This window comes from Lapidilactobacillus concavus DSM 17758 (genome assembly GCF_001435835.1).
Lineage (GTDB): Bacteria > Bacillota > Bacilli > Lactobacillales > Lactobacillaceae > Lapidilactobacillus > Lapidilactobacillus concavus.
The window spans coordinates 1-21,567 of sequence record NZ_AZFX01000038.1 but is presented as its reverse complement, the minus strand read 5'-3'; the positions used below and the strand labels follow the sequence as shown (position 1 = coordinate 21,567).

Sequence of the window (21,567 nt, the reverse complement as noted above, 5' to 3'; positions counted from 1 at the left end):
GAGGACTTACAATGAATTCAGCATGGAATTGGATTGGATTAATCGCATGGTTCATCTTATTGGTGTACTTAATTTTTATTGTCCAAAATATTCGACATCGCCACATTAAGATGATCGTCATGTCGCGACGGACGTTTAGTTGGTCGACGTTTTTACTTGATTTATTATTAGTTGTTATTTTTTTAGGTGGACTGAGCGTTATGGGCTATCAAACATTCTTGCGCCACGTCGATGTGACCGACCAGGATTTAGTTCGCGTGAAGTATTCAACAACCCCTTTGGTGCTACAGACTAATGGTCGTAACGGTTATTTCGTGACAGTCGAGCAGGGCGAGGGTAAAACGCCAATTCAAAGATATACCTACTGGACACAGGGCAATAAGTATCAGGTGAAGAGTATTCATGCTAGCATTGCAACCGGCGAGGATCCAATCACGATTGGTGCGCGGGCATATCGTTTCCCAAGCAAGATGATCAAGAATGCAGACAAAAAGTATGAAGCATTTGCTGCAACGGTACGCGCTACCTATCGGCCAACGTTCTGGAATGGCCTCGGTATGCGTGTGGGTCACAACGCCTTGGATTATACGATGATTCGTGTGCCATCGAGTGTCTTTGTCAGCAAGCCGGCTGAATAAATTGCGATGCTAGTCGCGCAGGCAACAATTATTCAGCTTCTGAAGATTCGACGGGTTTAACGCTGTGGCAACTGATGACAATCTTGTTGTTCAGTTCCATCACGTTACTTTTATCAATTTCATCACTCTGGGTAATTTGTAGTAGAACCGAGTTTTCGTAGATTTTCTCAACTTCACCAACAAATTCTTTTTCCATGTCTTCTTTAACGTGACCACGCAATTGGTCACCTACGTGTATTTCAGAGATATTCATTATCATAGCCTCACTGTCGGGTTAATTTTAATAGTCTGGGGATTAAAAATTGGGTAGAGCAATTGCTAATCAATTAATTGTGATCACAGGTGCTTCTGGTACTGGCAAAACAACGATCAGTCACTATTTGCGCGATCATTATGGGATACAACGCGTCCTGACACATACGACGCGGCCACCACGCGCGAATGAAGTCGATGGTCGTGATTACTACTTTGAAACAGAAGAAAGCTTCAAAAAAAATCATTATATCGAATCAGTCGCGTATTCTGGCTATCACTATGGGTCTTCGCGTGAAGCTTTGCAGAAAGCTTGGCAGCAACAACCATTTGTTAGTCTGGTCTTGGAGACGAAGGGTGCAGAGGCATATGCACAAGTCATGCCCAAGCAAATCATCGTGCTTTATGTGACTGTCTCTGATCCACAAGTCCTATTAGATCGTCTGAAGCGACGCGGGGATGTTCCTCAAGAAATCGAGAAACGCTTAGCAAGTGCCGAATTCAAACGTGACCTTCAAGTTCCAACTGCATTAAAGTCAATTGCCCACGTCATCGTGAATGATACTTTCGAGCAAGCACAAGCACAAGTAGATCAGTTGCTTAAAGAAGTCATTAAGACTAACGTGAAACTCTAAGCTAACAAATAATAAGGTGTAGTATAGCATACTCAAAAAAATAGGCACAAGACTTTAGACTGAGATTTGCGATGAATTTACCAAACAGCCTTGAAAGTGCTTGAATATCAACTTTAAAGACATTTCTATTCGAATAATGACAAAAAATTGCCAATAAGGGTTGCAGGTCATTAAATCCTATGCTAGAATATTTAAGTCGTCAGAAATACATGGGTGGCTAGCTCAGCTGGCAGAGCAACGGACTCTTAATCCGTGGGTCCAGGGTTCGATCCCCTGGCCACCCATTAACTGATATTAACCAGCAATCACGCAGCGTTAAAACGCCGTGGTTGCTGGTTTTTTTTGTTGCCTAAAATATCAAAAAAGAACATGAACTCCCTTTCTCATTTCGTTGAGAATGTGGAAGCTCATGTTCTTTTTAATTACTTTTTATCATAACCTTTAATTATGCTGCATGTTTTGTGGTTGCCAGACGTTTTTGGCTATTCATGGGCGTTACCGCAAATTATGAAGGGCTTTGGTATTAACAACTTCATGACCACCAAAATCAGCTGGAACGACACTAATCGGATGCCGCATGATACATTCATTTGGAAAGGAATTGATGGGTCCGAGGTCTTGACCCATTTTATTACCACCGTTGATCCCGGTGTGCCGTACAAGAATACGAATAACTTCGAATACACTTACAATGGTAAAATTACACCCCATACGGTTTTGGGCAGTTATTCAGTTTACGCTGATAAGATGTTGAATAATGATTTGCTGTTATCGTATGGATGGGGCGACGGCGGCGGTGGTCCACAGCGGGAAATGATTGAAAACATGAAAATGATTGATCAATTACCTGCGTTACCAACGGTTAAACCAACACGGGTTGACGACTATTTCAGACAGTTGCAAAGGACTATCAAGGAAAGCAGCCAAAAACCAGCAGAATGGAATGGCGAGCTCTATTTAGAATTTCACCGGGGAACCTATACTTCGCAAGCACGGGTCAAGAAGGAAAATAGACAGCTTGAATTTGCGATGCGCGATCTGGAAGCTCGCTATGTAAAAGCAGGTATGACCATACGGAGCTGCATATCCAACAGGCAAAATTCAGAAACTATGGGAACGCATCCTATGCAACCAATTCCACGACATCTTGCCTGGCAGTTCGATCCATGAAGTTTACGAGGATAATAAAGTGGAGTACGAAGCCTGCTTCTCTGAAATCACTAAGTTAAACAAAGCATTAGACGATGCGCATTACATCCGCACACCAGATTTATATACGATACGGAACCTAAATGCGTGGACACTGACCGATTTGGTCACAGTTTCAGAAGCGCGTACTGGATATTTTACTGACAATGAGGGACGTATTTTGAAGTCTGAAAAACATGGTGAGCAATACTTGGTCGCAGTAAGTGTCCCTGGGTTATCTGAGACCGTAATTCGCTTTACGGCCGATGATATTATGGTATCCAGCGGGAAGGCGGACCAGAATATGGTTGCTAATGCGCACTATCAGGTGAAATGGGATGATAATGGTCAACTGACTTCGATTTATGATCGTGATAATGCACGTGAAGTATTGGCGATTGGTAATAGGAGTAATGTTCTAACAGTTTACGAAGATCGTCCGACTTCTTTTGATAATTGGAACATTGACGCGGATTATCCAGAAAAAGCGATTATCCTACACGCAAATCAGGTTGTGGTCCATACGCCGGGTCCTCTAACGCAACGGGTTGACTTTCACTATACCTTCCAAAATTCAACAGTGGTGCAAACGATGACTCTGTACACTAATTCACGCCGGATTGATTTCAAAACGCATATTGATTGGCATGAACATCAATTCTTGCTGCGAACGGCTTTTAATACTGCCATCCTGTCGAATTATGCGACTTTTGACATTCAGTATGGCAATGTCGCGCGGCCAACAACCAGTAATACAAGCTGGGAAATAGCGAAGTTCGAAACTGTCGGTCACAAGTGGGCGGATCTTTCGCAACACGATTATGGAGTTTCTTTGCTTAATGATTCCAAGTATGGTTATAGTGTTAAAAAGGGGCAGCTGTCCCTGTCACTTCTAAAGTCAGGAATAGATCCTGACACAGAGGCTGACCAGGGAGAACACGACTTTACTTACAGCTTATTGCCACATGCTGGAGACTTCGTGACTGGTCGAGTTGAGGAGATTGCGATGGCGTTGAATCATGGCCTGACTGCAATTGAAGGTGAACCAAAGAAAATTTCTAAACCGTTGTTTACTTTTGAGACGGAGCAACCGGTGATGGTTGATGCGATCAAACACAGCGAGGAGGGGAACCAAGCAATTTTACGGTTCCATGAATATGCGGGGCAAAATGCAGTCGTTAAGGTGGTGCCGCAGTTTGACTTTGGACAAGTGAGCAGAGTTAGACTTGATGAAACGCACCCAGAAGTGTTAAATAATCAAGATGGAATTTTAGTTTCGTTGAAGCCATACGAAGTCGTCACACTTGCTTTCGAACGTTAGCAGAAACGGTTGAGAATGGCTGCACTGGCAGAATCGGTGCTCCATTGAATTCCGATCAGGGGGAACCATTTTCAATATCATCAGCAAAAGGAATCCGCTTGGTTCAGTATGAATACTGAACCAAGCGAATTCCTTTATTATCACGGTAATTCTAAATGCTTTTCTTACTCCTCAGTGATAAACCGTAGCGCCTCCCGCAAACTATCCTCAGCTTGTACATAATCGCCAACCTTATCCATAAACGCATGCACCATCCCGTTATACCGGATATAACGAATATCGCCGCCAGCTGCCTTCACCTTGTTGTAGAATGCTTCACCCTGGAAACGGAGCGGATCAAACTCGCCCACCATGAACAGCGTTCGCGGCAATTTAGCCAGCAGCTCAGAAGGCGCATTCAGTGGCGAAATATACCAACTTTCTGGATCAGCGCCCCCGACATACCATTGATCGATCAACGGGCTGCTCTGGGAAAAACCGCGGATATAATTGGTGATGAGGTCTTGGTCCTGCGCCGGCTGCCAGTGGGCTGGATCGTCGAATTGCTGGCGCAAAACAGGCGGATGCCCCTGATACGTGACGGGGTACAGGGCTACGGCACTGGCAATATAGTTGGTGCCTAATTGCCGATCCAACAGACTCACGACATAGGTGAGATTGCCGCCGGCAGAATCGCCCATGATCGTGATGCGGTGGGCATCAATATGCAGTGCGGCGGCCTGATGGTGAAGGGCCGTGAGGGTGTTATAGGTGTCAATGACATCCTGGGGATAGGGATGCTCCGGGGCCAAGCCATAGTCCACGGAAATGACCCGGACGCGGCCTTCATCGGCCAGCAGGCGGCAAGGCTGCTCCACGTTGTCCAGGCTGCCGCCGAAGAAGCCGCCGCCGTGGATAAACAGGAGTGCGGGCAGTGTGTCGGCGGCCAGTTCTTTTTGGACATAAGTACGTACGCCAACGCCATGCAATTGGGTGTTTTCAATCGTCAACGGATGGCGGACTGTATAGTGGGCGGTGGGCCAGCCCATCGCGGCCCGGGCGGCTTGGACGTTGGGAATGCCCGAGGGGTCGGTCGGCTGACCAGCTTCCTTAGGGGTGATTTCCGTTTTGGCGTGGGGGTCGAGAATGCCGGCCGCTTTCTGCCCGGGGACTAATTTAGCCGTATAACTCGTATTCACAACGGGGACGGTGGGTAATAATGATGCTGCTGTTTCTAACATGATCAAGGCCTCTTTCTAGTTGATTTCTTGGGCAGTTGGTTTTGTCCGTTTTTGGCTGATGACCACGGCGGCGACGATGACGGCTAAAATCAGGAAACCGATACTGGCGACAACCATGCTGCCGGCGGCTTCGTCCTTGCCGGTCAAGCTGGCGAGCGCGTTCACGATGGTCGGGGAGAGAAAGACACCGACGTTAGTCATGATCAGCATGACCGAACTGGCCAGATTCTTAGAGTTGGCTGGTGCGGCCACGTTGATGATCGTATAGATGTAGGGAATACTGACGGCGAAGCCGATGCCGATGATTACTGTACCAACGGCTACTATGGCGAGGCTGCTCACTGTACTGACTAAGTAGAAGCCAACGGCCATCAAGATGAAACCGGGGGGTAGGATCTTATTTTGCAGCAGTTTATAGATGCGGCCGAACAGCAAGCCCATCAACATGGTCACGAGGGTAAACCCGCCGAGAATTGCAGACGCCTGACTGGCGGTACCAAGATGGTTCGCGGTGAGCAGACCGGCCAGCTTGATGGTCACCACCATGAAGAAGACATAGATGAAGAACGTGAGCAGCGAAATGAGGATCACCGCGGCATTGATGTGCTGCTTGGTTTTCGGGGTCTGGGCGGTATCTTTCGCCGCTGGTGCCGGCTGATCATTGGGCATCACCAGACCGAACAAGATCATGACAAGATCATGATCGGCAGGGCAATAACATAGATGAGGAACGTGGCATGCCAGCCAAAGAGAAGCAGATAGCCGACAGCGAAGGACAGCAGGGAACTGCCCAGAGACGAAATAGCACTCTGGTAGCCCATCATCGCGGCTAATTCATCGCCGCGATAGTAGTCAGAAATGAGGCTGATGGCCAACGAATTGAACGTACCCACGGCAATGCCGAAAATGAGGCGGGCAGCGAGGACCACGTAATAACTGTTGCTGACGACGGGTACCAGCCCGGATAGTAGGGCCACGGCCAAACCGGTCAAGACGGTACGCTTGGCCCCAAGCTGGGTGGCGAGCACATTACCCAACACAATCCCCAGAATGATGCCTAAGTTCGGAATCGTAGACAGGGTGTCAACGGCTGAGGCGGATTGGTCAGAGAACGTTTTGGCCGTTAGCGGCAAAGCGGCCGCAATGTTTGGCGCAATCATCAGCATCATGGAGATGGACAGCAGGGCCGACTTGAACCAAATGGATGATGGCTTTGAACGGGTCATAATATAATCACTCCTTAACTTGCGAAGCACAGCTGCGTTAATCGCTTACAAGAATGAGTATATTGTGGAACCGCTTTAAACAGTGGACGTATTCTGCCGACTTAACGGTCAATTTTTGACCTCTGTAAATTTTGACGGTAGGCGCTTGGCCGTTGCCCGTATGTTTTGGTGAATCGCTGGCGGAATGATTTTTCGTTGGGAAAGCCAGTCTGATCGGCGATGGTGCTAATGGGCAGATCGGAGTTGGTGAGCAAATCATAGGCATTTTGCAGCCGCAACTGACTCAAATAGGTCATTAATGGCACCCCAATCTGCTTTTTGAAATCTCGGGACAAGTAGCCGACCGACAAGTGTACCTGGTCGGCCACTGCCGGCAAAGTCAAGGGCTCGTTAGCATGCTCTGTGAGATAGGTAATTACGCTGCTCATCCGCGCTGCGGTTGTCAGCGTGTTGGCCGAATTGTCGGGCTCTGCAAAGTGGGTCATCAGGAGGCTCAAAATGGTGTAAATATCGCGCAGATGGTTCAAGCGGCGAATGGTTGCATTGTGCACACCGTTTTCTGTCTGACCGATATCAAGCAATGCGGCTTGCAATGCCTTCAGAGCGGCAGAGGGCGGGCCTGGGTGCTGACTGCCAATGGGTACGGCAAATCGCCACTGATCATAATCTGGAATTTGCTGACGCAGCCAGTCATAGGGCAGAAGCAAAGTCACTGCTCGGGCCGGCCGCAACGGTTCCGCCAAGATGGCGTGGACGACATTGGTATTGATGACAATGACATCGCCGGGTGCCGCTGCCAATTCAGTGCCAGCGATGGTGTATTTTGCCCGGCCAGCAATAATGTAGTCAATCTCCAGTGCCCGGTGCCAGTGGCGGACAATGGCTGATTCTTGCCCCTGATGGATCACGATTTTGAACGGCAGGCCCGGATCGGCACTGACGACTTCGTGTTTGTACATGACTCTTCACCTCTCATAAGTAGTGCCTGTTAGTAGTTATTATACGGAAGAAAAGAAATTGGCCAACCTGTGAATGTTTTTTCTAGCTTTCTCTCTTGTCGTCCAGTATGATTAAGCCAAACGGGGGTGGAAGCGATTAATAATCTCATAGCTATGTTCCTGACCTGGCCGTGGTGGGTCCAAGTGTTGGCCATTCTGGCGGTGTTGTTCGTGCTGATCGTACTCATCAACGTCCTGTTGATCCCCTTTGGCATCATCGTGAACCGGCTGACCAGCAATCGAGAGAAATCGCTGGCCACCCATCCCGATGACGACCTGATTGGTCGAGTCACTGTGCCCAATGAGGGAGACCAAAAGGGCCAAGTGAGCCTGCTGATTCCCGGGGGCACGGTGAATCTGCGGTCCGCCAAATTGTACCGGGAAGAGGAGCGGGCGGCCAATTTGCGGCTGGAAAAGGGCACGCTGGTCGTTATCGTGGAAGAAAAAGATGGTGTGTTGTACGTCATCAAAGCAGATCTGCAAAACAAGGAGGCATAATGCGCATGGTCGAAGAATTCATTGCTAACCCCGTCATTTGGGCAGTCGTTATTATCGTTCTATTGCTCTTCATCGTGGTTTCCCGCTACCGGAAGCCGTCGCCGGACAAAGCACTGATTATTTCCGGTGCACTGCTGGGCAGCAAGAATGTGTACAAGGATCCCAACGGGTCGAAGCGCATCAAGATCATCCAAGGCGGTGGGACATTTCTGATCCCGGTGCTGCAATCGGCAAAGGAATTGAGCATGTCGTCCTTGCAGATCCAGATCGAAACGCCGGAAATAAACTCCCAGCAACAAGTTCCCATCGCCGTGACGGGGGCCGTGAACGTTAAGGTGGGCAACTCGCTGAAAGAGATCGCCACTGTGGCGGAGTAATTCCTGGGCAAAGAGAAACAGGAAATCATCAGTGAACTGACCGCCGTCCTGGAAGGCGGTACCCGGGACATCATCGGCCGGATGACAGTGGAAGAAATTCTGGGCAACCGGGAGAAGTTCTCACAGGAAGTCCAGGGTCAAGTGTCCGATTATATTGAAAATATGGGTTTCCAGATCATTTCGTTTACCTTGCAGGAAATCAAGGATTCTAATGGCTACATTGAGAGCTTAGGCAAACCTCAGATTGCAACAGTCCGGCAGGAAGCCCAGATTGCCGAGGCCAATGCCAATCGGGAAGTGCGGATCAAGAAAGCCAGTGCTGAGCAGGAAGCTACGAAGGCCGAGCTGGAGCGGGAGACCGAGATTGCGGACGCCCAGAAGGAAAAGTCCTTGAAGATGGCCGACTACCAGAAACAACAGGAAGTCGCCAAGGCCGACGCGAAAAAAGCCGCAATGCTGGCGCAAAAGGGTAAAGACATCGCCGAGCAGGAGCAGAACATTGCCATCCAAGCCAAAGAAGCCGATCTGAAGCGGAAACAATACGAGGCCGAGAGCAACACCAAGGCGGACGCAGATCTGTATGTGGCGAAGCAGTCCGCTGAGGCGGAGAAGGCCCGACAAATTGCTCAGGCCGAAGCCCAAGCGGAACAGATCAAGCTGCAGGCGGAAGGCGGAAGCCGAGCGGATTCGGCAGGTCGGGTTGGTCCAAGCCGAGAGCACGGAGAAGCAGGCTGAGGCGCTGGCCAAGATGAACGAAGCTGGTAAGCTGCAAATGATCATTGATAAGCTGCCAGAGATTGCCACTGCCCTCACGGCACCGTATGCGAATGTCGATAAGATCGTCCAATTCAGCGGTGCCGGGGATGACAGCATTGGTAATGCGGGCGTGACGGGGCTAACCAAGACGTTTGCGATGGTTAAAGAAGCGACAGGAATCGATTTTGCAGAGCTGATTAATGGATCGCTGACCCAGCAGGCCGGGAATAAACAGTTAGTATCTGCAATCAAAGAGAATCGAGGAAAAACTCGCAGTACAGGCCACGACGCCGAGGAGACTGCTGCACACACGCACTAAGGACGGTATTAATATAAGACCTCGTCCCTCCTAATTTGAAGGATGAGGTCTTTTTGTGGTCGGGAAGAACAAAGAAATCCTTTTTAAGAGAAACAAATATATCAGTGAAAACGTATACTTTTTTGTTGCAATTGTTTCTCCACTATGCTAACATGTCCTTTGTAAGCGTTTCAATACAACGTTTCGAATTCTGCTGCTTGCCGATAAATTGGGCAGGCTTAGATTTTGAAGGAAAAGCAAAACGTTTTTACATTTTGCTGCAAGGAGGAGATTGTTTGGAGAAGAGGGAGCTCCAGAGCCTAGTCGACAAGATGTCGTTGAAAGAGAAAATCGGTCAGCTGACGCAGTTCACACCACAGTATTTGGGACGTGAAGATGGTGAGCTGACAGGTATCATGGGCGATTTTGCTGTTGACCAAGTATATCTGGACAGCCTTGGATCAGTGCTGAACGCGACCGATCGGAATGAAGTTATTGCGATGCAACGCGAGCACTTGAAAAAGGATCGGTTGAAGATACCATTAGTTTTTATGCGCGATATTATCCATGGATATCGGACAACGTTTCCTATTCCGTTAGGGTTAGGGGCGACGTTTGCCCCCCAACTTGTTGAAGAAGTGTCTCATGTTGCCGGTACTGAATCAGCTCGAGAGGGAATTCAGGTGACGTTTTCGCCCATGGCTGATTTATGCCGTGATGCGCGTTGGGGCCGTGTCATGGAAGGCACCGGTGAGGATCCAGTCCTTAACGCGCAGATGGCAGCGGCGATGGTTCGTGGCTACCAGGGCGCACCCGGAGAGCTAGTTAAAGATCCAACGCGTATCGCTGCTTGTGTTAAGCATTATGCCGGTTATGGTGCGGTACTGGCCGGGAGAGATTACAATAATGTTGATTTTTCACGGCTATCATTGTATCAAGACTATCTGCCTGCGTTTCAGGCAGCCATAGAGGCTGGGGCCAAGCTGATTATGCCAGCATTTACCTTATTTGAGGGACTGCCTGCTACCGCAAGCGAATATCTCTTGAAGAAGGTATTGCGCGAGTATTTGAAATTTGACGGCGTGGCCATTTCTGACTGGGGTTCAGTTGGAAAACTCCTCACGATGCATATTGCCGACAGCCAGGAACGTGCATCAGAGCTGGCTCTAAACGCTGGATTGGACATGGACATGATGGCTGGAGCGTTTGTCCGTGGTTTGTCTGATGCTGTTGCGGCTAAGAAAGTTGCTGTAGAAGATGTGGACCGAGCAGTGTTACGGATGTTGAATCTGAAAAATGATTTAGGCCTGTTTGAAAACCCGTATCGATTTATTGATGCACACGAAACACTGCCCCCGGCACCTAGTTCTGAATCACGCCGATATGCGAGAGTCGCAGCAGAGAAAAGTGTTGTTTTACTAAAAAATAAAAACGTTTTACCAATTTCAGTAAAATCGCACATTGCAGTGACTGGGCCATTGGCTGCGTCACAGAGGATACTAGGCGCTTGGAGTTCATATGGGAAGCATGATGACGCAGTCTCACTGTATGCGGGATTAAAAAAACAATTTGAGAATGTTAGTTTGATACCTGATCCAATTTCAAGCGATCCTGCGGATTATGCCAATTTTGATGTCATAATCGTTGGGCTCGGAGAACGAGAGGACGACTCAGGAGAATCAGCATGCAAGACTCGTATTGAATTGCCGGAGGATCAGGTGGCATTGATTAGGCGGTTACAGCACACTGGCAAACCGATTATCGGCGTCATTTTTGCCGGACGGCCGCTTGCGTTGACGAATGTCGTTCCCTATTTAGACGGGTTGCTTTATGCATGGTTTCCTGGCACAGAAGGTGGGAATGCCTTGGCCAACTTGATCAGTGGCAAAGCTGTTCCAGAGGGTCATTTACCGATGACATTTCCACGTACGACGGGTCAAGTGCCAATTTACTACAATGAACCACGTAATGGATCGCCGGCTGATGATCAGCATCCAACAAAATTTACTTCACGGTATGTTGATTGTCAGAACTCACCATTGTATCCGTTCGGTTACGGCTTGTCTTATGGACATATTGAGTACGGTAAGCTGCAGGTTAATCAGCCGGTTTTGACTGATGATCAGCCAATCCAGATTACTGTCGCGGTAACTAACGATTCTGATTACCGATCATCGACTTTGGTTCAATGTTACGTAGGCTCTACCATTACTTCAGTTGTCCGTCCGGTCTCTGAGCTGAAGTCATGGGTCAAGGTTGTTTTGGAGCCAAATCAAACTGATCAAGTAACACTTACTATTTCAGTTGACGATCTGGCTTATGTTCATTCAAACTTGGAACGCTTTGCAGACAAAGGTGATTTCATCGTTCGAATTGGGGAAAACGCTGAAGAATATCAAGAGTTGACGCTTACTTATCAGTAAGTGTTATGAACCTTGGCAACAACCATTATTTAAGGGGGTAAGTTACTTTGGAAGACTCATCGACTACACACAAAAACAAGAAGCCAAGCTTCTTCCGTCGGTTCAAAGATCAAGCATTCTATCAAGCTATGATTTGGCCATCAGTCATTTTGATGATTTTATTCAATTTCATCCCAATGTATGGCCTGATCATCGCATTCAAAAACTACACGGTGTTAGATACCATTGGTGGAGCACCGTGGGTAGGGTTTGAATATTTCCAGGAGTTCTTCAAAGATCCATTGTTCTGGACAGTTATTAAGAACACGTTTGGAATTGCGTTTTTCAAAATGCTGATTGGTTTTCCGGGAGCCATTGTGCTGGCTGTCCTGATCAACGAAGTAGCTAACCTACATTTCAAAAAATTTATTCAGACAATTTCGTATCTGCCGCACTTTCTATCATGGGTAATTCTCGGTGGAATGGTTATCATGTGGTTATCAGACACTGGTTTTCTGAACAGCCTGTTAATGGATCTCAAGGTGATCAGTAAACCCATCGAGTTTATGGCAGATCCAAATAAATACTGGGCAATTGCCGTATTGTCTGATTTCTGGAAAGAAGTTGGATGGGGAACAATTCTGTACCTTGCTTCTATGACCGCTATTGATCCGTCGCTGTATGAAGCAGCCAAGATTGATGGCGCGACCAAGTGGCAACAAATCATTCACATTACAATTCCCGGAATTCGTCAGATGATTGCATTGAACTTGATACTCTCCATCGGTGGGTTGTTGGGATCCAACTTGGATCAAACGTTGGTATTACAGAACTCTCTGAACTACGCGTCAAGCGAAGTGCTGAATTCTTACGTGTTCAAAATGGGTATTAAACAGGGCAACTTCTCATATGCTACAGCGGTCGGGATCTTTGTATCAGTCGTATCCTTAATCCTGATTGTTTTGAGCAGATGGGGTACTAGAAAGATTTCTGATAAGAGTGTGTTCTAAAGGAGGTGCAACATGCGAAAAACTAAAGAAGAGAAGATCTTTAACTTTGTGAATTTAGTCTTCATGGTCTTCTTCACCATTATCATTGCGTTCCCGTTAATCAATATTGTTGCGCTGTCATTCAATGATCCATTGGATGCACTCAAGGGTGGAATCTTCCTGTGGCCAAGGAAGTTTACTTTTGAAAGCTACTATACTGTTCTGGAGAACCACGCGATTTATCTTGCGTTTATTGTTTCGGTGTCGAAGACGATTGTGGGAATTGTGTTGCATACATTTGTAACCGCAATCACTGCATATGCTTTGACTCGGGAGGATCTGATTGGCCGTAAATGGTTTGAAATCATGGGTATTTTGACCATGTTCGTCAATGGTGGGATGATTCCGACATTCTTGGTGTTCAAGTCGTATGGTTTGCTGAACAACTTCTGGGTATATATCCTACCAGTATTATTCAGCTTCTATGATGTCATTATCATGATGAACTTCTTCCGTGGAATTCCCCGTTCGTTAGAAGAATCGGCCGAAATTGACGGTGCAACGCCATTCACTGTATTTGCCAAAATTATCATTCCACTGTCACTTCCAGTTATTGCAACTATTGCGCTGTACCATGGCGTGTATCAGTGGAATGATTATATGACTGCGAATATCTACGTTAATAATGAAAACTTGTTCCCACTGCAGCAGCTTCTTTACAAGATCGTGTCTGAAAACTTATCGCCAACTGTTGCTACAGGGACAGCGGTGGTACGCCAGACCACATCGCAATCTATGCAGCTGGCAACAATGGTTATCACGACGATTCCGGTCGTTGCAGTTTACCCGTTCTTACAAAAGTACTTTGTTAGTGGATTGACGCTTGGGGCTGTCAAAGAATAAACACTCAAACTAAGGAGAATGACAAACATGAAGATGAAGAAGGTATTAGTTGCGTTAGCAGCCGGGTTGGTTTGTGCTATGACACTGACTGCTTGTGGTAATAGTAATAGTTCAAGCAATGCGGATAGTCTTCCCAAGGCACGGTTTACACCGGATAAAAAGGTACCAAGCTGGCAGAAAGACACTAAACATTCTGCGTCCCTTACTTGGTATGTCAACTTTGACTGGTACAAACGTGCCGGTTGGGGAAAAGACACCGTTTCTGCCCAAATCAAGAAGGATATGAACATTGACGTGAAGTTTGTTGCTGGCAACGATGACAAACTAAACACGATGATGGCTTCCGGCAAGCTGCCCGATCTTGTGACTTTTGATCGTCAGCTGGCCGTGGCACAGAATGCAAAGAAATTTGCGTTACCATTGAATACTTTGTCCAAAAAGTATGATCCATACTTCCTTGCGACAGCAGCGAAACCGCAAACTGTGAAGTGGTATACGCAGCCGGATGGTAACCTTTACACTTATCCGAGTTTCTCGACAAATGAGGATGATTATAAGGATGGGAACGTCGTGGCTGACCAAGTATTCATTGTCCGTAAGGATATCTATGAAAAAATTGGCAAACCCAATATGAGCACTCCTGAAGGCTTCTTGAAGGCACTGCAGGAAGCAAAAAAGGCTGCACCTAAGACTGATAATGGCACTGCTTTGGTTCCGTTTGCTTCTACTGCTTTAGATATTCAAAATGGTGGAGACGGAGCACTTGGCGGTACATTACAAGACTTCCTGCGCATTCCACTTACTAAGGATGGCAAGTGGTATGATCGGGATGCCGATCCTGAATACCTCACATGGTTGGATACATTCCGTCAAGCATACTCAGAAGGATTAATTACCAACGCGCAATTTGCGGACAATGACAATACAATGAAGGAAAAGATGACGCAAGGTACGTACTTCGCCTATCTCCATTCCAACACTAAGGGATTGAACGAATACATGGCCGACAACAACCGGCGCAATCCCAAGCAGACGTACATTGCCGTTGATGGTCCGAAAAACTCCAAAGGACAAGAACCGCAATTCACAGGTGGATCTATTTCAGGATGGACCAACACATTTATCACCAAAAACACCAAGGAACCACAAAAGGCAATGGAATTGTTGACTTATATGGCTTCCAAGCATGGCACGATGGTAACTACCTTTGGTGTTAAGGATAAGACGTACACCATGAAGGATGGCCAGGCAGTACTTACCCCAGACGTGGAAGCACTACGGAACAAGGACGCAGCAACCTATGATAAGAAACATGGAATGGGCAGTTACTGGGAAGTAGCCGATGATCCTTACGCCATTTCAATGGGTGAGAAGCCAGCTGCAACTATTTCCCAAATGGTTGAATGGGCGAGTAATAAGGTAGCACCCCGATTTGAAGTGGAGAATATTGATCCAACACCTGGGACGGCACTCGCACGTAATTTAACTGCTATCAACACAGATCGAGTGCAGACCTTGGTTAAGGTCATCAAGACTGGTTCCAAGAGTGAAGCTGACAAGATCTGGAAAGACTTCCTGGCTCGTCGGAAGAATAACAACTGGGACGAAATTGTGAAAACACGTAACGAGCAAGTTGCAAAGAATATTAAGAAACTGAAGTAATTAACGTAGGAGGTAATGACGATGATCCGGATTGACAGTAAGTTCTATCACGGGCTGGAATCGATTTATCGATTGCTCGTACTGAATGCCCTGTTAGTGCTCTTCAGTATACCCGTGGTGACCATTGGTGCTTCACTCAGTGCATTCTTTGCAGTGTTGCGTGAAGACCAGCCCCGAGGGTTTATCCGTGGATTCGTCAGAGCCTTTCGGCAAAACTTCTTTAAGACTTTATTGCCTTTGGGCTTTTCGCTAATGTCGATTGTGTTTACCATTTCACTCTATCTGAGTGGTGGGAGCCAAAGTGGGTTCTTCTGGTTTCTGCGCATTATCTTCACCAGCTTTCTGGTGTGTTTCAATCTGAATGTATACCTGTTGCAGAGTCAGTTTCGGACAAAGCATGCATATGCATTACTCCGTTCCAGCTTCTTCTTCACGGTACTTACATTCATGCGTACCGTCCTATATCCGCTCGGAATTACGTTCTTGGCTTGGTTAACAGTTAAATATTTAGGAGACTTCCTGATTGTCATTATCTTGGCTGCGGCCTTGGCAATATACCTGCGGCTGGTAAAGAAGCCGTTAACACGATTCCTGGATTTAGGGTTTGGCAAAGCAGTAGGGAATTAAAGACTTTGGAGGCAAGGCCAGAGGATTCCAACAATTAATGGTTAAAGATGATCTCTGATCACTAGACAGAGCGTTTAGATGCTTGCTAACTTACCGTGCTCATGGTGAAAGGTAAGTCAATACGAGAGAGATCGGTTCGTGATGAACTGGTCTCTCTTCTTCTTTGCCCAAAACCCCGTGGTCTTCATCGATCTAAATTGTATAGTGGACGGCGTTAGGTGCACTGCTATAATGAGACGAGCAACGAAAATACGAGAATTCGAAATGGGTGAGTGACGTGGCCAAAAGGAATACGATTAAAGATGTAGCTCGGCGAGCCAACGTCTCGATTGCGACAGTCTCTAATGCGCTAAACAATGTAAGCGCTGTTAAGCCCGAGACAAAAGCACGAGTCATTCAAGCGGCTAAGGATCTGAACTACGCCCCTAATTTGATGGGCCGGCAATTGCGGTCGGGTACGACTAAAATGCTCGGCTTATTTACAGACAGCGTTAGCGGCCCCTATTTCTATACGTTGGTCGAGGCAATCTCTCACGAAGTTGCTCGTCTGGGTTATGGCATGCACGTCGTTATTACACATGATCATCAAGCGCTGATGGACTGTGTACTGGGTGGGATTGTGGATGGCACAATCATTTTTGAGCATACGATTGATGACCATGATATTGGGCAAATTAAGGAGCATTCGATTCCTACGGTTTTACTTGATCGAGTTGATTCAGCTGAAAAAATGTGCAGCATTACCTTTGATTCGTTTAAAGAGGGTTATGAAGCAGGAAAATATTTACTGAATTTGGGTCATCAAAGGATCTGCTACGTTGCCGGTTTGGATAATAATTACGACAGCAACATGCGGAAGGCCGGATTTCAGAAGGCTGTTGAGGACGCAGGCTTGGACCCCAATACGATGCCTATTCTTCAAGGGATGTTTGAGGAAGAAGCGTCCTATAATGCTGTAAAGTCGTATCTGAATAAAACAGAGAATCTAGTTACCGCATTTTTAGCCAGTAACGATTTAGGAGCGATTGGGACCATCAAAGCTATTCAGAATGCGGGCTACCAAGTACCCAATGATTTTAGTGTTATTGGTTTTGATGATATTGACGCCGCTCAATATTTCAGACCACCAATTACAACTGTGCGTAATCCAATTGCGCGTCAAGGCATAATGGCCGTTCGACTGTTGATCAACATGGTCAATGGTGGTGATGGCGGCAAGGAAGAAAGATTAGAAGGTAAGTTGATTATTCGCGAGTCAACATCTTTACCACGAAAAAAATAGAACGCTAGCGGAATTACAGTTACGAAGCCGGCGAAGAATGGGGAGGGTACAATGCAAAGATACGTTAGCTTCGATGTTGGCGGAACAACGGTCAAACATGCCTTAGTGGACGATCAGGGAAACATTTCCAACAAGCAAGCATTTGAAACTATTGATAGTGCTGATGAGTTACTCAGCCAGATGATTGGGATTATTAACAAGGCAAAAACAAAAGAAACGATTTCAGGAGTTGGAATATCCGTACCTGGAATTGTCAGGGATGATGGATACATGATTACTGGTGGAGCCATCAAATCCTTGAACGATTATCCATTGGCACAAACACTGGAACGTGAAACGGGATTGCCAGTTGCAGTAGAAAATGATGCCAATGCTGCTGCAATTGCCGAACACTGGTTGGGGGCTGCGCAAGGTGTAGGAACGTACCTAACGGTTGTTTTGGGAACTGGTGTAGGCGGTGGTATCGTCATTGATGGAAAAGTCTACCGTGGCGCACATGGCATGGCTGGAGAATTTGGGTGGAACATTATACATGACATTGATCCAACCTGTGAATTGGAGCATTTTTCCTTAAATTGGCATGCATCGGTCGTTACAGGACTTGTTGATCGATTCAACAAGAGTGTTATCCAGGCATTTCCGAATACGGAAAAGGTGGAGGATGCTCAAATTATTCTCAAACTTGCCGCCGATGGTGATCCAATTGCTGGAATTGCAGTGTCTGATTTTCTGCGCGATGTTAGTATTATGATTATTAATTTATTTGCTAACTTTGATCCAGAAAAAATTTTAATTGGTGGGGGAATTAGTGCCAACGACGGATTTATGCACACGCTGCAGGATACAGTCGATGAATATATCACGCGGCACGAAAGCCTTAATCGCATTCGAGATACTGCACTGGGCCACATCGAAACAGCAAAATTACGGAATGATGCCGGATTGATTGGTGCGGCATACCGGATCAAACAAAAGCTTTAATTGATTTTATTGCGTGACAAACGTAATCAACAGATAGACTAAAACATGGTCTGATTTCCTGCTCAACGGCAAGGAAATCAGACCATGTTTTAGTTTGCTTGATTAATAACAAAGCTGGTAAGCGGTCGTTAAACGGGTATATGGTTCGCGCCGTAGCCTCCTTGTATGCTTGAGTCATCAAGTACACAAGGAGGCTTTTTATGGTTCAAATTAAAGATATTGTGCCGGTTCAAATGACAGATCGGACACCCAGCACTGGTGGGAAGCCCCAGATAGCTGCTTGAATCAAGCTCAAAGATGCCGAAGTGATTTTTTATAATGGTGCTGATCGGAGCACTCTGCACATCGTCTTACAGGAGTTGACTGGTAATGTTCCCCAACATCCAAGAACTTAACATCTACATCATCTGTGGCAAGACTGACCTCCGCAAAGGAATTGACGGTTTAGCTGCCTCACTGCGGGAACTCTATGGTGAGAACGAAGTCCCGTACGACCACTCACTATTCCTATTTTGCGGCAGTCAGCGGGACCGGTTCAAGGCCCTTTACTGGGATCGCAGCGGCTTCGTCCTCTATTACAAGCGGTTCGAGAACGGCCACCTGCAATGGCCCCGCAACCGGTCCGACGTACAACGACTAAGCCATTACCAGTTAAAACGATTGATCACTGGTCTAAGTATTATTGAGAGGCGTACCATTCATGATCGCAGGGTCGGATATACCAATTAAATGTGGAAGAGGATGCCAAATGAAATTTGGTATTACCTCTTCCTTTTTATGATCTATAAATGATATAATCCAATAATCAATAATTCAGGAGGGCCACACATTGGTCGACCCAAAAATAGCATTGCACTCGCAGATGCCACCCCCGAGCAATTACGGACTATCGTCCAAAATTTACTCCACGAAAACCAACAGATGCAGGAGCAGCTGGCCGTATTGAAGCGTGTTCTCTATGGTCGTCGCCGCGAATCCAGCCAAAATTTGCCAGATGGGCAAACCAACCTCTTCAACGAACACGTGCTCACCCAGGAAGAACAAGCAGCGGTCGCCAAGGCGAGTGGCGAAGACGAGCCAGTCAAGAAACGCCCTAAGAAAGTGGTTCACCGAAAATCGATGGACCTGAGTCAATTACCACAAAACACTCGCGACTATACTTTAGACACTGAAGATCAGATTTGCCCAGGATGTGGGAAGATGATGGCCGATATTGGGCGGACAGCCGTACGTAAAGAGGTCGACTTTGTCCCCGTTAAGTTGTTGGCCACCACTGTTTACCAGCACACTTACGTCTGCACTAACGAGCAGTGTTTACAAGACCACGGTAAGGTAATCACCAAGAAAGCAGATGTACCGAAGCCCGTGATCTCCCACAGTATGGCTTCAAATGCGGTCGTGACCGAATCAATCTTGACCAAATTTATCTATAAAGTGCCGGATTACCGGCAAGAAAAGCTCTGGCATAATCGTGGCGCAGATTTTACCCGGCAAGCCCTGTCTGATTGGCATATCAAGGTAGCCGAAGAATATCTGCGGCCGCTCTACAATTTGATGCATCAAGAACTGCTGGCCCAGGATATCATTCACGCCGATGAGACGCCCTACCGGGTGCTCGCCATCAAGAAGGCCAAGACCTATTACTGGGTTTACACCTCAGGCAAGTTCGCGGAGCATCAAATTATCCTGTATGACCACGGCGACACCCGCGAGTACGGCGAAGCTGAGCGCTTCCTTAGGGGATATACGAAATACCTGCAGACCGATGGCTATGCTGTGTATCCCCGGTTGCCGGATCTGACCAATGTTTATTGCTGGGCGCACGTCCGCCGGAAGTTCGACGAAGCGGTTACCGGTGGTGATACCGGATTGGCACCCATTGGTCGGCAATACTGTAATGAGATGTTCCACTTGGAACAGGGATGGCGTGGCCTTCCCGCAACTGAGCGACTTGCGCAGCGTAAAGAACACCTCCAGCCGCAGATGGATGCCTTCTTCAAATGGTTGTTTGAATTGGGTGACAGTTACTTACCGAAATCCAAACTTGGTCGCGCAGTTGAATACGCACTGGGCCATGAAGTAGGATTACGGGCGGTTCTCCAAGACGGCCGGTTGGAGTTATCCAATAACCGGGCCGAACGAGCCGTCAAAGAGCTGGTGATGGGCCGCAAAAATTGGCTCTTCTCACAGAGCAAACGCGGCGCCGTAGCGACGGGCATCTTATTAAGTGTGCTCAAAACTGCAGAGATAAATCACCTCGACCTTCGTCAATACTTGAACTATTTGTTTGCGGCATTACCTAATTTGCCGGTGCCCGGGGACTTGACGGTCCTACAGGACTATTTACCCTGGTCACCGAAAGTGCAGGAGATCTGCCACGAATAAATAATTCGAGTACAGCAGTGGCGCAATCCTTATGTTAGAGGGTTGCGCCACTTTTTCATATACGCCCGTTTAACGACCTCTTACATTAAAAAAGGTGTTTGGTCTGATAGCGATGACACTGCAATACATGTTCACCTTGAAAGTAAATACAGCGTCCTTTTTAGTAAAGAAAGCATTAGTGATGCTGTTGTATCGGTGGCTAGGGATCATAGTTTTAATACAGTTAAGGAACGTATCGAGAGCGTGACTTGGGACAGAAAGCCACGAGCAGAGCGCTATTTCATTGATTATTTAGGAGCAGAGGACAATAAATATACTAGAGCAATCACCAAAATTTGGCTCACTGGGGCGGTAGCACGTGCATATGAACCTGGTGTTAAGTTTGAAATTGTTCCCATATTAACTGGGAAAAAGGGAATAGGTAAAAGCACGTGTATTAAAAACCTGTATCCTGATAAGTTTTCAGACACATTAAAAGGTTTAGGAAAAAGTAAAGATGATTATCAACAATTAGCGGGCGTTTGGCTGATTGAATTAGGTGAACTATCAGCGATGAAATCAACTGATATTGATAATGTAAAAAACTTTATTAGTGCTCAAAAAGACGACTACCGAGAAAGCTATTCTAGGTACTCAACTCTCCACCTAAGAAAATGTGTTTTAATTGGATCAACCAATAATACGGGGTTTTTAGGCGATGCAACGGGAGAACGGCGTTTTTATCCTATTAATTGTGGTGTAAACGAACCTACAAAGGACGTTATCAAGCCTGATAAAGATGACATTCTACAAATATTGGCTGAGGCTAAAAGTTGGTATGACGGCCACGAACCGTTAACACCTGATACCGAAACTCTAGCAGAAAGTAAAAAGTAGAGAGCGTAAAATATCTTGTGTAAATGCATAAAAGATTTCTGAATTGTATAGAA

The 21,567-nt window shown here is 46.7% G+C and carries 23 protein-coding genes and 1 tRNA gene; 19 read left to right on the top strand and 5 right to left on the bottom strand.

Translation table 11 applies throughout. From position 1 onward, the window contains the following. Positions 1 to 11 precede the first annotated feature (11 nt). Positions 12 to 638, top strand: coding sequence for an LVIS_2131 family protein (locus FC15_RS03900; protein ID WP_057824160.1), 627 nt, complete (start codon positions 12 to 14; stop codon positions 636 to 638). 28 nt (positions 639 to 666) lie between these two features. Here the strand turns inward: FC15_RS03900 and FC15_RS03895 are convergent, their stop codons facing one another. Then, on the bottom strand, positions 667 to 891 hold the full coding sequence (locus tag FC15_RS03895; protein ID WP_057824158.1) for a DUF2187 domain-containing protein: 225 nt from the start codon (positions 889 to 891) through the stop codon (positions 667 to 669). 49 nt (positions 892 to 940) lie between these two features. Between FC15_RS03895 and FC15_RS03890 the strand changes: the two genes are divergently transcribed. The 4 genes from FC15_RS03890 to FC15_RS03875 all read left to right on the top strand — a co-directional run bounded on the left by FC15_RS03890 (position 941) and on the right by FC15_RS03875 (position 4,034). Then, a complete protein-coding gene (locus tag FC15_RS03890) occupies positions 941 to 1,525 on the top strand; it encodes a guanylate kinase (RefSeq protein WP_235803325.1) in 585 nt (194 codons plus the stop codon). Between the two features lie 211 nt (positions 1,526 to 1,736). Continuing rightward, positions 1,737 to 1,809, top strand: a tRNA-Lys gene (locus FC15_RS03885). Positions 1,810 to 1,990: 181 nt separating this feature from the next. Next, entirely contained in the window at positions 1,991 to 2,695 is a 705-nt protein-coding gene (locus FC15_RS03880) for a glycoside hydrolase family 38 N-terminal domain-containing protein (RefSeq protein ID WP_057824156.1), read from the top strand. Beyond that, positions 2,625 to 4,034: a glycoside hydrolase family 38 C-terminal domain-containing protein gene (locus FC15_RS03875; protein WP_083479083.1), complete on the top strand. Its 1,410-nt coding sequence runs from the start codon at positions 2,625 to 2,627 to the stop codon at positions 4,032 to 4,034. The genes FC15_RS03880 and FC15_RS03875 overlap by 71 nt, the downstream gene beginning before the upstream one ends. Positions 4,035 to 4,198: 164 nt before the next feature. On the opposite strand, the gene FC15_RS03870 is transcribed toward FC15_RS03875, so the two are convergent. From FC15_RS03870 to FC15_RS03855, 4 genes are all read right to left on the bottom strand, one after another. Further along, positions 4,199 to 5,254, bottom strand: a complete 1,056-nt coding sequence (locus tag FC15_RS03870) for an alpha/beta hydrolase (protein WP_057824152.1) — start codon at positions 5,252 to 5,254, stop codon at positions 4,199 to 4,201. A gap of 15 nt (positions 5,255 to 5,269) precedes the next feature. Beyond that, positions 5,270 to 5,944 carry an MFS transporter gene (locus FC15_RS03865; protein ID WP_057824150.1) on the bottom strand — a complete coding sequence of 225 codons (675 nt, stop codon included), beginning with the start codon at positions 5,942 to 5,944 and terminating at the stop codon, positions 5,270 to 5,272. Then, on the bottom strand, positions 5,941 to 6,480 hold the full coding sequence (locus FC15_RS03860) for an MFS transporter (RefSeq protein WP_057824148.1): 540 nt from the start codon (positions 6,478 to 6,480) through the stop codon (positions 5,941 to 5,943). Before FC15_RS03860 ends, FC15_RS03865 begins: the two co-directional genes overlap by 4 nt. A gap of 101 nt (positions 6,481 to 6,581) precedes the next feature. After that, entirely contained in the window at positions 6,582 to 7,439 is an 858-nt protein-coding gene (locus tag FC15_RS03855; RefSeq protein WP_057824146.1) for a helix-turn-helix transcriptional regulator, read from the bottom strand. A 186-nt stretch (positions 7,440 to 7,625) separates the two neighbouring features. On the opposite strand from FC15_RS03855, the gene FC15_RS03850 reads away from it, so the two are divergent. From FC15_RS03850 to FC15_RS03785, 14 genes are all read left to right on the top strand, one after another. After that, positions 7,626 to 7,976, top strand: a complete 351-nt coding sequence (locus tag FC15_RS03850) for a hypothetical protein (protein WP_157051241.1) — start codon at positions 7,626 to 7,628, stop codon at positions 7,974 to 7,976. Between the two features lie 5 nt (positions 7,977 to 7,981). After that, positions 7,982 to 8,353 carry a flotillin family protein gene (locus FC15_RS03845; RefSeq protein ID WP_146979127.1) on the top strand — a complete coding sequence of 124 codons (372 nt, stop codon included), beginning with the start codon at positions 7,982 to 7,984 and terminating at the stop codon, positions 8,351 to 8,353. A gap of 3 nt (positions 8,354 to 8,356) precedes the next feature. Further along, positions 8,357 to 9,088, top strand: a complete 732-nt coding sequence (locus FC15_RS03840; RefSeq protein WP_083479082.1) for an SPFH domain-containing protein — start codon at positions 8,357 to 8,359, stop codon at positions 9,086 to 9,088. Beyond that, on the top strand, positions 9,054 to 9,428 hold the full coding sequence (locus FC15_RS03835) for a flotillin family protein (protein ID WP_222592713.1): 375 nt from the start codon (positions 9,054 to 9,056) through the stop codon (positions 9,426 to 9,428). Before FC15_RS03840 ends, FC15_RS03835 begins: the two co-directional genes overlap by 35 nt. Before the next feature lie 275 nt (positions 9,429 to 9,703). Beyond that, positions 9,704 to 11,830, top strand: coding sequence for a glycoside hydrolase family 3 N-terminal domain-containing protein (locus tag FC15_RS03830; RefSeq protein ID WP_057824136.1), 2,127 nt, complete (start codon positions 9,704 to 9,706; stop codon positions 11,828 to 11,830). A gap of 128 nt (positions 11,831 to 11,958) precedes the next feature. Continuing rightward, on the top strand, positions 11,959 to 12,819 hold the full coding sequence (locus tag FC15_RS09120; protein WP_146979129.1) for an ABC transporter permease: 861 nt from the start codon (positions 11,959 to 11,961) through the stop codon (positions 12,817 to 12,819). Between the two features lie 12 nt (positions 12,820 to 12,831). Further along, positions 12,832 to 13,701: a carbohydrate ABC transporter permease gene (locus tag FC15_RS09115; RefSeq protein WP_057824133.1), complete on the top strand. Its 870-nt coding sequence runs from the start codon at positions 12,832 to 12,834 to the stop codon at positions 13,699 to 13,701. 27 nt (positions 13,702 to 13,728) lie between these two features. Beyond that, positions 13,729 to 15,363, top strand: coding sequence for a type 2 periplasmic-binding domain-containing protein (locus FC15_RS03815; RefSeq protein WP_235803324.1), 1,635 nt, complete (start codon positions 13,729 to 13,731; stop codon positions 15,361 to 15,363). Positions 15,364 to 15,384: 21 nt separating this feature from the next. Then, on the top strand, positions 15,385 to 15,990 hold the full coding sequence (locus tag FC15_RS03810) for a DUF624 domain-containing protein (RefSeq protein ID WP_027827884.1): 606 nt from the start codon (positions 15,385 to 15,387) through the stop codon (positions 15,988 to 15,990). 277 nt (positions 15,991 to 16,267) lie between these two features. After that, entirely contained in the window at positions 16,268 to 17,272 is a 1,005-nt protein-coding gene (locus FC15_RS03805) for a LacI family DNA-binding transcriptional regulator (RefSeq protein ID WP_057824338.1), read from the top strand. A 51-nt stretch (positions 17,273 to 17,323) separates the two neighbouring features. Beyond that, positions 17,324 to 18,253, top strand: coding sequence for an ROK family protein (locus FC15_RS03800; RefSeq protein WP_027827886.1), 930 nt, complete (start codon positions 17,324 to 17,326; stop codon positions 18,251 to 18,253). A 369-nt stretch (positions 18,254 to 18,622) separates the two neighbouring features. Next, on the top strand, positions 18,623 to 18,982 hold the full coding sequence (gene tnpB, locus FC15_RS09450; protein WP_057824131.1) for an IS66 family insertion sequence element accessory protein TnpB: 360 nt from the start codon (positions 18,623 to 18,625) through the stop codon (positions 18,980 to 18,982). A 192-nt stretch (positions 18,983 to 19,174) separates the two neighbouring features. After that, complete coding sequence (gene tnpC / locus FC15_RS03790) at positions 19,175 to 20,638, top strand: IS66 family transposase (protein ID WP_057824129.1); 1,464 nt, start codon at positions 19,175 to 19,177, stop codon at positions 20,636 to 20,638. A 42-nt stretch (positions 20,639 to 20,680) separates the two neighbouring features. Next, complete coding sequence (locus FC15_RS03785; RefSeq protein ID WP_057824127.1) at positions 20,681 to 21,514, top strand: virulence-associated E family protein; 834 nt, start codon at positions 20,681 to 20,683, stop codon at positions 21,512 to 21,514. The last annotated feature ends 53 nt before the right edge of the window (positions 21,515 to 21,567 follow it).

Coding starts and splice junctions, on each gene's coding strand:
- FC15_RS03900 (WP_057824160.1), top strand. CDS start 12: ATGAATTCAGCATGGAATTGGATTGGATTAATCGCATGGTTCATCTTA.
- FC15_RS03895 (WP_057824158.1), bottom strand. CDS start 891: ATGAATATCTCTGAAATACACGTAGGTGACCAATTGCGTGGTCACGTT.
- FC15_RS03870 (WP_057824152.1), bottom strand. CDS start 5,254: ATGTTAGAAACAGCAGCATCATTATTACCCACCGTCCCCGTTGTGAAT.
- FC15_RS03865 (WP_057824150.1), bottom strand. CDS start 5,944: ATGATCTTGTTCGGTCTGGTGATGCCCAATGATCAGCCGGCACCAGCG.
- FC15_RS03860 (WP_057824148.1), bottom strand. CDS start 6,480: ATGACCCGTTCAAAGCCATCATCCATTTGGTTCAAGTCGGCCCTGCTG.
- FC15_RS03855 (WP_057824146.1), bottom strand. CDS start 7,439: ATGTACAAACACGAAGTCGTCAGTGCCGATCCGGGCCTGCCGTTCAAA.
- FC15_RS03845 (WP_146979127.1), top strand. CDS start 7,982: ATGGTCGAAGAATTCATTGCTAACCCCGTCATTTGGGCAGTCGTTATT.
- FC15_RS09120 (WP_146979129.1), top strand. CDS start 11,959: ATGATTTGGCCATCAGTCATTTTGATGATTTTATTCAATTTCATCCCA.
- FC15_RS09115 (WP_057824133.1), top strand. CDS start 12,832: ATGCGAAAAACTAAAGAAGAGAAGATCTTTAACTTTGTGAATTTAGTC.
- FC15_RS03815 (WP_235803324.1), top strand. CDS start 13,729: ATGAAGATGAAGAAGGTATTAGTTGCGTTAGCAGCCGGGTTGGTTTGT.
- FC15_RS03810 (WP_027827884.1), top strand. CDS start 15,385: ATGATCCGGATTGACAGTAAGTTCTATCACGGGCTGGAATCGATTTAT.
- FC15_RS03800 (WP_027827886.1), top strand. CDS start 17,324: ATGCAAAGATACGTTAGCTTCGATGTTGGCGGAACAACGGTCAAACAT.
- tnpB (WP_057824131.1), top strand. CDS start 18,623: ATGTTCCCCAACATCCAAGAACTTAACATCTACATCATCTGTGGCAAG.
- tnpC (WP_057824129.1), top strand. CDS start 19,175: ATGCAGGAGCAGCTGGCCGTATTGAAGCGTGTTCTCTATGGTCGTCGC.